This is a genomic window from Affinundibacterium fentianense, assembly GCF_018139545.1.
Classification (GTDB): Bacteria; Pseudomonadota; Gammaproteobacteria; order Burkholderiales; family Burkholderiaceae_D; genus Undibacterium; species Undibacterium fentianense.
On record NZ_JAGSPJ010000001.1, the window covers coordinates 571621 to 586474 of the forward strand.

11 protein-coding genes and 1 tRNA gene are annotated in these 14854 nt (G+C 40.2%); 7 read left to right on the forward strand and 5 right to left on the reverse strand.

The genetic code is table 11. From position 1 onward, the window contains the following. The first annotated feature begins 312 nt into the window (after nt 1–312). From KDM90_RS02520 to KDM90_RS02545, 6 genes are all read left to right on the forward strand, one after another. Nucleotides 313–1188 (forward strand): phosphoribosyltransferase-like protein, encoded by an 876-nt coding sequence (locus KDM90_RS02520; RefSeq protein ID WP_212674006.1) that lies wholly within the window; start codon nt 313–315, stop codon nt 1186–1188. Nucleotides 1189–1193: 5 nt separating this feature from the next. Further along, on the forward strand, nt 1194–3149 hold the full coding sequence (locus tag KDM90_RS02525; protein ID WP_212674007.1) for an ORC-CDC6 family AAA ATPase: 1956 nt from the start codon (nt 1194–1196) through the stop codon (nt 3147–3149). Beyond that, on the forward strand, nt 3146–4057 hold the full coding sequence (locus KDM90_RS02530) for a hypothetical protein (RefSeq protein WP_212674008.1): 912 nt from the start codon (nt 3146–3148) through the stop codon (nt 4055–4057). The genes KDM90_RS02525 and KDM90_RS02530 overlap by 4 nt, the downstream gene beginning before the upstream one ends. A 128-nt stretch (nt 4058–4185) precedes the next feature. Then, entirely contained in the window at nt 4186–5451 is a 1266-nt protein-coding gene (locus KDM90_RS02535) for an N-6 DNA methylase (RefSeq protein ID WP_212674009.1), read from the forward strand. A gap of 7 nt (nt 5452–5458) precedes the next feature. Continuing rightward, nucleotides 5459–7195 carry a zinc ribbon domain-containing protein gene (locus KDM90_RS02540; RefSeq protein WP_212674010.1) on the forward strand — a complete coding sequence of 579 codons (1737 nt, stop codon included), beginning with the start codon at nt 5459–5461 and terminating at the stop codon, nt 7193–7195. A 3-nt stretch (nt 7196–7198) separates the two neighbouring features. After that, nucleotides 7199–8074, forward strand: coding sequence for a hypothetical protein (locus KDM90_RS02545; protein WP_212674011.1), 876 nt, complete (start codon nt 7199–7201; stop codon nt 8072–8074). Between the two features lie 51 nt (nt 8075–8125). Here the strand turns inward: KDM90_RS02545 and KDM90_RS02550 are convergent, their stop codons facing one another. The 3 genes from KDM90_RS02550 to KDM90_RS02560 all read right to left on the reverse strand — a co-directional run bounded on the left by KDM90_RS02550 (nt 8126) and on the right by KDM90_RS02560 (nt 10981). Further along, nucleotides 8126–8998 (reverse strand): YagK/YfjJ domain-containing protein, encoded by an 873-nt coding sequence (locus KDM90_RS02550; protein WP_212674012.1) that lies wholly within the window; start codon nt 8996–8998, stop codon nt 8126–8128. 178 nt (nt 8999–9176) lie between these two features. Next, nucleotides 9177–10313 carry a YagK/YfjJ domain-containing protein gene (locus tag KDM90_RS02555; protein WP_212674013.1) on the reverse strand — a complete coding sequence of 379 codons (1137 nt, stop codon included), beginning with the start codon at nt 10311–10313 and terminating at the stop codon, nt 9177–9179. A gap of 428 nt (nt 10314–10741) precedes the next feature. After that, nucleotides 10742–10981, reverse strand: coding sequence for a helix-turn-helix transcriptional regulator (locus KDM90_RS02560; protein WP_212674014.1), 240 nt, complete (start codon nt 10979–10981; stop codon nt 10742–10744). Nucleotides 10982–11476: 495 nt separating this feature from the next. Between KDM90_RS02560 and KDM90_RS02565 the strand changes: the two genes are divergently transcribed. Continuing rightward, on the forward strand, nt 11477–12619 hold the full coding sequence (locus KDM90_RS02565) for an Arm DNA-binding domain-containing protein (RefSeq protein ID WP_212674015.1): 1143 nt from the start codon (nt 11477–11479) through the stop codon (nt 12617–12619). A 178-nt stretch (nt 12620–12797) separates the two neighbouring features. Here KDM90_RS02565 and KDM90_RS02570 read toward each other — a convergent pair. Further along, a tRNA-Ser gene (locus KDM90_RS02570) sits at nt 12798–12889 on the reverse strand. 96 nt (nt 12890–12985) lie between these two features. Continuing rightward, nucleotides 12986–14236 (reverse strand): aspartate kinase, encoded by a 1251-nt coding sequence (locus KDM90_RS02575; protein WP_212674016.1) that lies wholly within the window; start codon nt 14234–14236, stop codon nt 12986–12988. Nucleotides 14237–14854: the final 618 nt, after the last annotated feature.

Genomic DNA, 14854 nt, shown 5'->3' on the forward strand with positions numbered 1-14854 from the left:
GATGGTAATCGTCATGAAAACGCGAATGAAAAATGCGTTATCAGTAATTGAGCAAAGAGATTTGCTTCATCACACTAGTAGGATATATATCCGAGATTTTTTAGTTTCTAACACTGAGTGATAGTTTCGAAAAATCTAAAATCAGTCCAGTAAACTACCTTATCCCTACTTTGATTAGCGACAGGTATCTGTCAATTGAAATTAATTACTTTTAAGAAATTGATTTACACCGCGAAAAGGCATGACAATTTTTAAGCATGCATATAACATTTACAATCCTTACAAATTCGATCTTTTTAAATAGTGTCACAAATGAATCAATCCGATGATCTCAAGCTAAAACGAGCAGTGCAACTTCTTTGCTCGACTGGAATACGTCGTCCGATGTCAATGGAGAAAATAAAAATTTGGTTGAAACAGTTCGATCCTGGACCAGAACAAACCTTAGCGTTATTAATTCTTCGTCATCTTATCTATAGAACGACAGATCAAATTGAGTCTTCCTTAATTCAAGCACTTCGTAAAATGACTTTACATTTTGCGACTAACAACTCTGACCGCGAAGAATTCAACTGGAAAGATATTTTAGGCGGGAAAACAAATTTGAGTTTCATTTTTGGCCCACCAGCGCACGAGTATACGAAACCAGGAAAAAGCGGTGAACTTGTAATTCGACTACTCAAACAGATTTTTCCGTTAGATTCAAATCAAATTCAGTATCCGGGGACGATAACTAAACTCGAAGAAGACGAGCGCTACCTGATGATAGATGACGGAACATTCACTGGAGATCAACTCAGTGGGGTTATTGAACAATTTGGTGGAATGATGAAATCACCAGGGAAGACTGGGATTATCGTCTCCATAGCGCATGAGAAAGCACTAGAAAAGCTTCAAAAAACTTACCCGGGTATTCCTATTTTTTTTGGTGAGAAAATGAGTCATCTAGACGGACTACTCGAATTATCAAATCGCTGGATTTCTGAGGGGAATTGGCCTTATATAGAAATAACGCCCTATGAAGTCTATCAAAGTGTAGTTGAAACTAAATGTCGATTCGAAGAAAAACAACCATTGGGCTATGCTGGACTTGGTCTCTTGGTCGCTTATGAACATGGCATTCCTGACGATTCATTGCAATTTTTGTGGTGCAAATCTGAATCTTGGACACCACTTTTTAATAGGTAATTGAGATGAAAATTCTGGACCACGCAATTCTCGCGAAAACTCGGGCTGAGGAGCACGAGGCTGATGTATGGGGGAAATTTTTCATACCTCCATATTTTGAAAAACTCAGTTTAAAAACTGCTACTCGATCAACCTACATTGTTGGGAAGCGTGGTTGCGGAAAAACCATGCTTCTCAAATATATGGATTACCACACTGCGTTTTCTCCGCGTCGAGCGACCATACCAAATGAAGAGCTTCAGCATGTCGGAATTTACTGGCGTGTTGATACTCAATTTTGTAATTCATTGAAGGCAAGAGGCGTAGACGAACTACAATGGATATCAATTTTTGAAAGCTACTTCTCGCTAGTTGTATCAATTGAAATTATCAGAGCCACCCGCACGATCGCGAAGAGTACCTATAAAGGTTTTAATGAGCAAAATATTGCAGAACTCAAATTCAATTGCGCCACTGATTTCCATCCTGATTTTCCAATCGAACCTGATAAATTAGAAAAATATTTAGAAGGTAGACGAAGGTTATTTTCAACTTGGATATCTAACATGTCATCGATGGAACAGCCGTTGCTGCCCCCAGGACGAGCATTCATTGAGGCACTTATTGCGGACTTAAAGAACACATCTGCCTTGCGCGACATATCTTTCTATATTTACGTTGATGAGGTTGAAAATCTAGTACCGTATCAGCGACGTGTACTAAATTCATATCTCAAGCATAGTCAAAAACCATTTATCGTCAGTTTCACTTCAAAAGAACTTTCCGACGAGAGTTCAACAACTGGCTCAGAATCTGTAAACGCTACCCATGATTTTCGACTCATTACACTTGATGAGATGCTAGATGATCAATGTAGAAATGTTTTTTTTGCGGAAGTATACCTTGCAAACTTAGAGCTCGCTGCAGGTAATCAACAGGGGTATTTTATCCAATCAATGTTATCACCAGATGGTCTAGCAACACGCCAATCAGATTCCTATCGTGAACAAATATTACGAAACATTCGAAGTCGATTTCCGTCCAAGACATCAAAAGAATTAGCTAAAGCAGCGCTTGAAGAACCACGAATCAAAAGAATACTGGAAGAAAGAATTGGACGTGCTTTGGAAAAAAAGAAGTCACATTTGAAGTCTAGTGTCTTCATGCATTATCAAGATATTCCCGAGGCCTTAGTGATCGTGCCTGCTTTACTTAGCCGCCCAAAGCACACATCAGAATATGTGATAGATGAACTTGAAAAGTATCGCAAAAATGGATCAGGTGCGTTTGATACAACTTGGATTCATAACAATTTAGTTGGAGCATTGCTTGAACTTTATCGACCATATCAAACCATTTGCCCAATTTACAGTGGGTTTGACACGTTCTGTACGATGGCAAGCAATAATTTACGGCACTTCTTAATTCTTGCCTATAAATCGCTTGAGGTTAGCGAACTGCTTGATCAAGATGTCGAAATCTTCACGGTGAATACGCAGGCAAGAGCCGCATATGAGGCCGCAGACAAATTAATCGACGAGATCAAAACTTTCGGACAGTACGGAGAACGTCTTCGTATGTTTGTTTTGCGCTTAGGAGGCGCATTCCGTGGACTTCAAGCTCAACAGGCAATGAGCGAGCCAGAGCAAAATCAATTTACTATAAATTCCGGATCTCGCTCACTATTACAAGATGAAATCCAGTTTATACGTGAGGCGATGAAGTACGCAATTCTTATTGAACAACTCGAGACAAAAACTAAGAGCCTTGTAGGTGCAGACATCGTTGATTACCAGCTAAATCCAATCTACGCTCCTTACTTTCAAATCAGTTATCGTAGAAAGCGAAAAATCGAAATATCGGTAGAAGACTTTCACGTGCTCTCGCTGGGAACTGAAAATGACTATCGCGCATTTTGCTCTCGTATCTTCAAAGATGATCAGAACCAAATTGCAACTTCACAAATGGGGCTGTGGCAATGACATCCGCACATTTCTTTTGCAGTAGTCATAACGATGCTTCTCAATTGGGCATCTTGCCTGGTAGTGTAATTTTTCATGGAACAAGCATAGATGAACGGGGCATTTTAGCATTAAGTATGGAAAGTACTCCTGAACACGAAAAAATACTTGTCACGTATGATATTGAGGATATGACCTTAAGTGTAGCTGGACATACTTCTAACGCTGATGAATGTGTCAAACTTTTAGAAAAGTATGTAAGTGCGCGTCAAATCATATTGGAAGCTACTACGCTGGGATTCGCAGAATTGTTCAGTTTAGTTCGCGCCTTTATTAGATTGAACGTGAAAACCTTTCTGATCGTTTATGTCGAACCACAGGATTACACAAGACCTAAGGGAGAAGAATCATTTGCGCTTTCGGAACTAATTTCTGGATATCACCCAATTCCTCACGCGATCGTAGACTTATCTAGCGATGAAGTTGAGGCTGGCGTATTTTTTTTAGGATATGAACCAGAGCGTATAGCGCGCGCACTCGCTGAATATCAAATGATTGCCACGAAGTCTGTAAAGGTCGTTTTTGGGGTGCCCGCTTTTCAAGCTGGATGGGAACTCAATGCTATTATTCCACACCTTCCGATGTTATCAGAGCAAAGTAACTTTGACGTAGCATATTGTTCAGCAAATGACCCGGCTTCCGCTTATGATTGTTTAGAGAGAACTCGTAGTTCACTCTCACCCGGCGCAAAGATGTTTGTTGCTCCAATAGGAACCAAGCCTTGTGGGATTGCAACCGCTGTATTCACGAGTCTTTTTCCAGATGAGGCAGGTATAATATTTGATCATCCCCAAAAAAAGAAAAGTCGCTCCTCTGGAGTAAATATCTGGCACAAATACAGCATCAAAATTGGTGAATCTAGTACCTGATTTTGGGATTAGACTAATTCATGAGCTGTTTAGAATATAGGATGTGTTGTTTTGATGTCTTCATGTAAAATTGATTTGGTGCGATGCGCTTAGGCTCATGTGAATCGAGATCTCTCAAAAAAGGTAATATGGTACTTCCTCCTCAGCTTAATCTGATTCGACCAAGTACTACTTCCGACTCATGGGGGCGGTACTATACAGAACAAAACATTAGCGACATTTTGATTGACTCTATTGGCGATCTTAGGCCCAAAGTAATCGTCGAACTCGGCGTCGGACGTGGATCGATTTCTAGTTCGGCTGTAAAGAAATGGGGAAGTGCTCGCCTCGTGACTGTCGATACCGATTATGGAACTGCGCCAGAATTAATAGGACTAGATAGTACTCAGCACGCGCATTTCATACATGACGCTTTAGATGATGAACTTGCATCTAAAATTGGACTGTCCTTTGGAAGCGTAGATCTTGGATTATGCAATCCTCCTTATGTTCGTCCGAAGTGGAGAACTGGTTATGGTGCAATCCTTGAAGAAGCCGGTTTATCTGGAGCCCTTGACTCTGTTCGAGATGCAGGTGCTGACTTATTATTTATTGCGCAGAACCTTCGATTGCTGAAACGCAGTGGCAAACTTGGACTAATACTTCCGGATGGACTTTTAACCGGTGAAAAATTTGGCCGAGTGCGCTCAACTCTTTTAAATCAACATTTGATAAAGGAAGTAATCCAGCTTCCACGTAGAGTCTTTGCTGGCACAGATGCACAAACCCATTTATTGGTTTTGGCAAAGTCTGGTGGTGCGACACAAGAGGTAATTTTACGAAATTTGTCAATTGAGGGAGTGTTATCACAACCGCTGAAAATTTCAGCTGATATGGCTACACGGCGTCTTGATTATAGTTATCACTTCTCAAGGAAAATTGCGTCAAAATCCAACAAAAAAAATAGCGATGTCTTGATTGAGAAGCTGTGCATTAACCTTACTCGTGGTTCATTTAACTCAAGTCAATTAAATTCACTTGTAGTACCCATTTTCCATTTGAGCGATTTCCCCAACGATAATCAGGGAATTACCCCTCGAGTACCTAAACGCTTTCTTCGCTCACCTACATCACTATCAAAATTGCCTAGCAATGTACGAATTGCAACGGATGGTGATATTCTCATCGCAAGGATAGGAAGAAATCTCCACAATAAAATTTGTCTAGTTGAAGGTGGAGGGTGCGTGATTAGCGACTGTGTGTACTCGCTAAAAGTATTACCCAAGCATCGAGAGAAAGTTATGAGTTTTTTTTGCAGCGATATTGGCCGTCAAGCCTTGCTCACTGCCGCTCACGGTGTAGGAGCGAAGTACCTATCTCGCTCAGACCTTATGCAGATAACTGTGCCTATCTAAATCAAAAATGAAAATCATTGAAACAAACAGTGTTCCGAACGAGGAGTATTCAGCACTTGAGCAGAGAGCCGACTATATACCGGCTGCTGACTTAATATCGGAAACTGCTCCAGATAGTGAAATTTTCAGGAGTGTATTAAGAGCCTTGTTAGCTCCTTCACTAAAGACCATAGTTGGGCCGCGCGGATGTGGGAAAACTCATATGATGCGCTATGCATGGATAACCTGTCTAAACGATCAAACTAAACCATTTGCGGTGTACGTCTCGTTTAATAAATACTACCGTTTGGAACCACTACTCGTCTCTCGCGCATCTCCACCAGATGAGTTTCATGCATGGTCGTTGGGCTTGGTAATATTGGCCACATATGGAAGCCTCGATTTCATTGGGAAGGGAAATTCTGATGTGCCACAACTTGAAACGACATTTGGATTACAAAAAAGTAAACTTGAGTCACTGATTGCTGCTCTCGAGAGAAATCAACCACTATCACCAGAAGAGGTTGTACTTTCAAGATTGATTACAGTTACCAAAGTGCAACAATTATTAGAGGCCGCATCGTCTATTGCAGGTCGAAAACGTACAGTGCTTTTACTAGACGACGCCGCATTAACACTGACACCAGCATATCTTATCGAATTATTGGATGTAGTACGCGCTCTTAAAACCTCAACTATTGCTCCTAAAGCTTCAGTTTATCCAGGCACAACCGAATATAGTCCACGCTTTCACACCGGACAAGATAGCACAGATGTATTTGTTTGGACTTCTGTTGAGGCAGAAGAGTATGCCACTAGCATGGATCAGATCGCTCGTTGCCGTTTTTTAGATTTCGACCAACTACCTAGGGAAATTATCGAGATTTTTCGCTTTGCTGCTTTTGGTATTCCAAGAGCTTACCTTACTATGTTGCAAGCATTCAAAGAAAACCCTAGTAAATATACACAATCAAAAGTCAATCAGGTTATTGAAGCTCATCTCTCTGCCCGTCTTGCTGAATTTAGATCTCTTTCAACCAAAGTCCCAAAACTTGCTCATCTTTTAAGTACAGGTGAACAAATTTTAAATGGAATGGTGAAGGCCATAAAGGACTCAAATGTTAATCGGGATATAGTCCAACTAACTGTAGGGGTACCGAAAGAAGACCTCACGCCAATTGTCCATAGAATGTTTCAACTACTCATTGAAGCAGGATTGATCTTTGACGCCAAAGAAGTTAAACATGGGACTCCAGAAAGAATATATCGGAGATTCATCCCTCATGGGGCAGCACTTTTGAACAACCGAGCACTTACTTCAAATGATGCTGGAGGGACACTAAAGAGTACAGTTGAGGCAATTCATGCCCGCCGTGCAAAGCACCCCATAAGAAAAAAATTGGAAAAATATGTCGATGTACCGTCTGCACTCGGTGAACTAGATTTCGCACTACCACCATGCCCAAGATGTGGTGAAAAACGCGTCAATGAAACTCAAAAATTTTGTGTTAACTGTGGCACTCAATTAGTTGCAGTTTCTACTTTTGATGCTTGTATGAACGTACAAATCGAGAAGGTGCCAGGACTCACTGAATTTCAAATTAGGCAAATGAAAAATGATTTGCCACAACTTCAGACAATTAGAGACTATTTAGCTATGCAAAACCCAGTAGCAGAATTATTAACCGTATATGGTTTTGGTCGACGTCGAAGTACAAGAATTGCAGATGTACTTCTTAGTTTCGTAGATGACTTTCTTTCCTAGAATATGGCGACCTCAAATGTTTCAGCGGATTATTCCGCAATCACAAATATTGGATTGCTGGGAATCAGCCCTTGCCCAGACACCGTTAGCCTATTTGATTGTAATTATTCAGAGGTATCCACTTCAGCAGTTGACATCTATATCGAAAATTGTAGAGAAATAAATAAACTTTGGGCTGGTTCAAGTAGTGTTTCTCCGGAATTTTCTAGACTGTTACTCCTTGGTTACGTATCTGCAGTAGAAAGCTATTTTAGAACAATTATTAGCACCGTAATCAATACAGATGATAAAGCTCGCGCAGATGCACATACATATACTATCTCGTTTGGTGCAGTACTCTTTCAGAATAAGCAATCTATGGCAGAAGCACTTCTCGAGGGCATTTCATTTGCGAGCGAAGAAGCTATAAGAAAGGCTTTCTTAAAGTTTCTTGCAATCAAAGATATCCCGGAAGACATTAAGTCATTACTTCTAGAATTTGAAAAAATTTGTCATATGCGGCATTGTTGCGTTCATCGTTTTGGGAAACTTGGTACACAAAATGGAATCGCACTAGGCCTAGAACGCCATAAGCGAGTACTTGAAAAGCCGTTAACTCTTGGAAAAGATGCGCTTGGAGATATTGCATCTTGGTTAATGTCATTTGTGAAGGCGATTAACAATTTCATGTTTAGGACTCTGCTTGATCGAAGTAATAGTGATAAAAATCCCTATAAAATAAATTGGACTTGGAATTATTCCAAAGATCGTGCAATCTTTTTAAGATTTTATAAAATGTTTGCATCAATTAAAGATGGCACTCCATCGCCAAGTATAAATGAGCTTTACCAAAGATTCCTTCTTGCAAGAAAACCCAGACCAAAAGCCCCAGGTAATTAATTAGAACATAAGTTTTGGCTCGACAGATCGAAAAGACCACAGTTGAACGAACTAAACCTCTGATCGCCCATAGGCTCGTTTCGCTCGCCTCGCATCTTTCACGAATACATTAGGCAAAAAATAGAAATCCTTCAACATCAAGTATTCCAAATCAGCTGATAAACTTCTTAAGACATCATTTTCGTTTGCGGCAATAACACCTACCCCTGACGAGCGCCGCATCGTAACGCCCTTTTTACAGATCAAATAACTGCCCTGATTATTTGTTACTGATTCCGCCCAAAACTTGCCAAATTTATCCGCAATAAAATCGGTCAACAACAAATCAGATTTCTCTAGCAGTAGAACAAAATGAAAATAAGTACCTTTCAATTTCGAATACTCAAGCTTCCAGATATAGCCGATCACATTTCTAAAAAGCGCATTGCGATGATTATCTTTCAAAAAAATCTTAAGCAACGCATGCGCAGCATCTATGTCAACTGGCTGTGGGTTAGGACACCGTGAAGTCAGCAAATCGATACGAACAATATGCAGTTGTGCATGCATTTTAAAAAGCGATGAAATATGCGATGAAACACTTTGGCAGTTATGCACCGCACTTTTTCTCCGACTGTCCAATCGCCTCCGGTAATCATCTCCCTTAGCCGCCTCCATAAGTTTTACAATAATCTCATTGTAAGAATCGATCGCGCAAACATTTGATCGTCGTCCACTAGATCGTAAAAACTGACCAACCTGATCCCAAAACAGTTCGACTTGTTCACTGTAACGAAATGGCCGTTTAAACTCTAACTCGTCAAACATTTCAGAAAACTTATCAAAGTATTTAGCCAGCCGCTTCTGAGTCAGGTCAGTCGAAGATTTTTCTCCAAGATATAGGCTACTTCTGATTTCAAACTCAACAGAAGTAATGAAATTCATGAATTCATGAATTTTGGCAATCACTTTGAAGTGATCCGACAATTCATCGTCCTCAAAAATCATACGTTCTTTGCCAATACCAGCCACTACTCTAAAATTGTCTGCCGCGATCCTGGGATAAATTTCAGAACTTGCGAAATCAAGATGTGAGATGTTTATCTTATTCATCAGGAAAATATTAAATCGATTCAACTTCCAATTGATCAGAGACAGAGGCAATCATAATTGTTCTTGGCCGCCCTCTTCTGACTTCATTGATTTTCGGAAAATGCTGCTTCCTGATGATTTTACGATATGGCTCAGCGTCTGATCGGATCATTTGCTGCTCTTTGCAGACGTAGTGAATCACCATATTCAACAAATTGACTTGTAAATCATATTCTTGCCAATGTATCGGACCAATCCCACAAATTCCTTTCTGACGATATTGTTCAATTTTCGCATTCACGTTCCAATAAGTGCCGCGACCAAGTGTGATTTTGTTTTGCCAATAATCACCTATCTGCTTAGCATGACCAATGTGATTTGCACCGTTACGCCTTGCCCCATTAAAAAATAGAACTGAATGAATATGAATTCCTCGATCCACACCATACTCCACTTTAAATATGTAACCGAGCATGTGATCAAACATCGCATTATTACGCATGTTAGCAACCAAGTGATCTAAGTCATCCAAAGCCTCAGAAAGACTCACTGTTCTCGCTATCCCCTTCTGGTACTCAAAATCAATCCTTAACACAACGATTCGGCTATGCGCTTTAAATAATGCCTGTACAAAGCTTGTGTATTCTCCTTCCCTGTAGTTGATCAGTCTAAGGGTTCTTATCAACTTAGTTTTAAATCCAGCGCTATTTCCCTCCCGATATATGACACCTATAAACTGAACGAATAAAGTCCAATGCTCATCAGATTGTGTATTGAAATCCACCTTACTCAAACGACTACCAGCAACGTCATCACAGATCATCCCCAAAATTTCACATGAGTCAATAAACAAGTTAATACAATTCGTGTATCTGTATCTCCTTGGAAGCTGACAGATTGCATAAAGAAAACCAGGCATTCGAATAAACCCTGTCACAAACCACCTCGGGACATTACCGTCAGTTCGGTTCAACGTTAGCAAAGTATCCATCTGCTTTGTTTTGATTACATCAATTACAAAGAACTCCAGCTTTTCCAAATAGTCTGAATTCTCCATTGTCTTGCCATACTTTGTCTTCATGACATTCATTTCATTCTTTTGTCTAGATGACAAAGTAGTACTCTCAAGAAGTATTGCTTCTTGAACATTTATAGTTTCGACTTCCATACTTAGGGTCACTTAAAGAATAGTGCCTTTCACTTGTTTGTTTAATGACAAATGAACGAGCGAGATTCATCACTCTTTGAAGAGTGATCATCATTGATTAGGGATTAATTGAATTACAAGGAATGTTTACTACTTGATGAACTACATATTTACTAACTTAACAACTTAGATTAGTAGTCTTTGATTGATACTATTTGATGAATGAACTTAGATTAACTTAATTAACCATTGATTGAATCAGTAATTAATCAATACTTAGTAATTAACAAACAACAACATACTGTACCTAAATTCAAGTACTTGAGGCATTGTCGGCATTTACTGCATTTCCGAAAAGAAACTAGCCATGAGATTTGAATTTGAAAATCTTTAGATATACAGAGATATTGCTTTTGATTAAGATAACTTAATACCTTAAAGATGCAATGTTAAAAGCTAGCAATACTGCGACTCGCCGCAATACGAGTCTCGATCCAAGCATCAACTTCTGAAGCAATCCAAGCCACGCTCCCCCTATTCCCAACTGAAAGTGAGATTGGTTTTGGAAAAGTTGGATCAAAATATTTTGAATTAGGGTTGAGACGGTTATATATGCTGGCTCGCTTCAGCCCAGTAATTTCTTCAAGTTTAAGTCTACGATACAGTCTTAAATTTATTATCGGATTCATTTTGCTTCCCTTTGCACACTTGAATAATGAAAAGCAACAAACGTTATGTTTGCGCACACCATTCATGTACGCAATAATTTTTTACCATTTCCTAAATGCATGACTTGAGGAAGTGCTAGGCACAAAAAACTTACATTCAAACTAAGTGCGGTCATCGATTGAAATAAAGAATAAATTCATTTGCGGCTAACAGAGACGAAAAAGACAGCGCTGTAAATTGCTTTGAACTATATTCCTATGCTTTTCCGATCGTGCCTCCTCTTATCGGAATTAACTTCGCAATATTGACAGAAGTAATTTTTGTGTATTTTCACGTATGATTGTGTGTTTCCTGTCGTATTTTTTTAGAATTTTTTTGGGTAATAGGGACTGCGAAAGCTAGAATGAAATCTGATCTCTGATGAACCATCAACAATCAAAATGCGATCTCAATAATCGGCTACACGACTAGGATGGCGCACGGTTAAGCATTTCAAATGCAACGAATCATGGCAAATGTGCCAACAAAATAAATCAAGACAACTTTTCTATATTTCCAAAATGAATTCAAGTATCCGAAAACACAAAGTAAATAGAATCAACAGCGAAGTTGAGTTTGAGACTTGTCTCGCGCAAAAGATGACGGAGTTCAATAAAAACGCGGAACACGAAAATGGTGCTGAGCAAGAGCGGAAAAAGGATTCATTAGACCAAGTCAATAAGGTCAACGACCAGAAGCGGCAATTATCAAAAGCAAAAATAAATCTTGGAGATGGTTTATTTCTACTAATTGGGAAACATGGCGAAAAGACCTTCCACTACCGACTTTCGATGAACGGTATTGATACATCCGGAAAAATTGGCGACTATCCAGGAATCAGTTTCGACTCTGCAAGGAAAATTTCAGACAATCATCGCGCGGAAATTAGCAAATTCAAAAATGATCAAAAGCTAAGCTCTCTCAAATTGAAAATTAAAGAGAGAAGAGTTAAGACGAAGAAGGCGGAAATCCCTTGTTTTTTCCGCTTAGCAGGCCCAGGAATACTTTATGAAAATCTCTTGAATACAGGTATCGCCTCCCTAGAATTCAAAGCAGCCGCTTTGCTAATCCTGCTACTGCCAACGCACTCTGAATTTCTACTCAATGCGTCCAGAAGTACCTACGACCTGTTGGCGAAAACCATAACGATTAGAGATTCAGCTGACCGAAATATACCCATCCGATTCCAAGTGCCGGATAACCTAGCTAACATTATTCAAAATTCTTTCGTATATCCAACTATTACTGAAAGGCCACCCAAGCTATTTCCCAACCTATCCTTGATGTCACAAAAGGAAAGACAAAAAATTTTAGCTAGCATCTACGCGGATGAGTGCATTCGCTCCGAGATAACACTATCGGGTCTTCGTGATTTTTTTGCATTTGCGACTGAAAAGTACGGAGGGTTCAATAAAGATTTTATTCGTCGCCTAACAAACCGGAGCGACTCTACTGAAAATTTAACCTACACGGTTATTGATTATTCGACCGCCTATCGGAATGGTGCAGAAAACTATTATTATCATCGACAAGAACAAGCTGCCATATCTTGGTTCGCAGACCAAATTTTACGAGGAAATCAAGCATTCGATCAGACGACTTCAAATAATATCGTGTAGAACTCAAAATCGAAAGGCGATAGGATCTCAATGCGCCAGCAATATATAAATTAATCTGGTTAAGATACAGTCTAAAATAGTCTAATTGAAGCCAGCGACAAATGGCATACTGAATGGCATACCGAAGGAAGTAGAAAAAGAAAAAGCCCTTGAAAATCAAGGGCTTAATCAATAATGCTGGCGGAGACGGTGAGATTCGAACTCACGATCCAGGTTACCCCAGATGCTTCCTTAGCAGGGAAGTGCCTTCGGCCACTCGGCCACGTCTCCACACTCTCATGGCACCGAAAAAACTACGCCACAAGCGAGAACGAGATCATAGCGGTTAGTTCATTATTGGTCAACTACCCACCATAAAATTGTTTCTTAAGCAGCCTCTAATTCAAATGCTTTATGCAAAGCACGCACAGCCAATTCCATATATTTCTCATCAATCAAAACGGAAATTTTAATTTCTGAAGTGGAGATCATCTGAATATTAATTCCCTCATCTGACAATGTGCGGAACATTTGCGACGCAATTCCCACATGACTACGCATACCAACGCCGACGACGGAGACCTTCGATACTTTGGCGTCACCAATGATATTGCCCGCGCCAATATGTGCTTTCACGCTCTCATTTAACACTTCCATCGCTTTATTGTAGTCACCGCGCGGAACCGTGAACGTAAAGTCAGTCTTTCCATCGACAGACTGATTTTGAATAATCATATCAACCTCGATGTTGGCGTCCGCAATCGGCCCCAAAATTTGATAAGCAATACCTGGCTTATCAGGCACGCCAAAAACAGTTAATTTTGCCTCATCACGATTAAATGCGATGCCAGTAATTGTGGCTTGTTCCATATTAGTATCTTCCTCAAACGAAATCAGTGTACCGGAGATAATCTCTTCGGCTAAGGGCATTAATGGGTCAGTTAAAGATGACAACACTCGCGTTGGCATGCGGTAATTACCGGCAAACTCGACAGAACGAATTTGCAAGACCTTTGAGCCCAACGACGCCATCTCCAGCATCTCTTCAAACGTCACCGTATTCAGTCGCCGCGCATCAGACACGACACGAGGATCAGTTGTATAAACACCATCGACATCCGTGTAAATCAAACATTCTTGCGCCTTCAATGCAGCAGCAATGGCAACCGCTGAGGTATCGGAACCGCCACGTCCTAACGTAGTAATATTTCCTAAATCATCGACCCCTTGAAATCCAGTGATGATAACGATTTTCCCATCGGCCAAGTCCGCACTCACCTTGGCATCATCGATTGATGCAATGCGTGCTTTCGTGTAGGAGGAGTCTGTTTTGATCGGAACCTGCCAGCCTGCGTAAGAAACTGCTTTCTTACCAAGCGCTTGCAAAGCAAGCGCCAGCAATCCAACCGAGACTTGCTCTCCAGTCGATGCAATCATGTCTAACTCGCGGGGGTCAGGATCCGCACTTATTTCTTTTGCTAACCCAATAATTCGATTTGTCTCGCCCGACATTGCGGACGGCACAACGACGATTTGATAACCAGCGTCATGCCATTTGGCGACGCGTTTAGCGACATTTTTAATGCGGTCGGTCGACCCCATTGAAGTGCCACCGTATTTGTGGACGATTAAAGCCATAAAATTTCAGAAAAAGTGACGAAAAGAGGAGAGATACAGCCAAAAACAACCCATGACTGTACATGCTGCTCTGCAAAATAACAAGGCAACAGCGCTCGTTTTTTAGGCAACGATTCGAACAGGCCTAAGAAAGCGTAGAAAGTTATAAAAAATACGGATCTAAACCGACAATAATTTTGTTAGAGCGCATCAAGATGAAAATCACATTACATCTCGACGGCCGCAACAAAATAAAAGGACTAAGCATTCATTAAGACAAAATAAACAGACCTTAACGAAAATTAGGAGAAATTGAAAAAAAATCTGACGAAAAACAAAAAAATAAAAGATGAAATAAATTTTCATATTTGGACGACACTCGATCCAAAAATGAAATTTTTTCATAACTGGTTTCCATATCGATATAAGCAAAATATTGCTAGGGAGATGCATTAAGCTAACAAAAGCTTGGCATCCGGCAGCTTTTGAATTGAGTGTCTCTCCAATCAAAAAAGCGGGGCAACCAACATCGCCCACCCTATATGCATGATTTAGGTACGAAATACCAATTAACTTGGAGACTTAATGAACCTATCCACCAATCTTCATATCGACGCCAACTTCAATCGAACTTAAAAA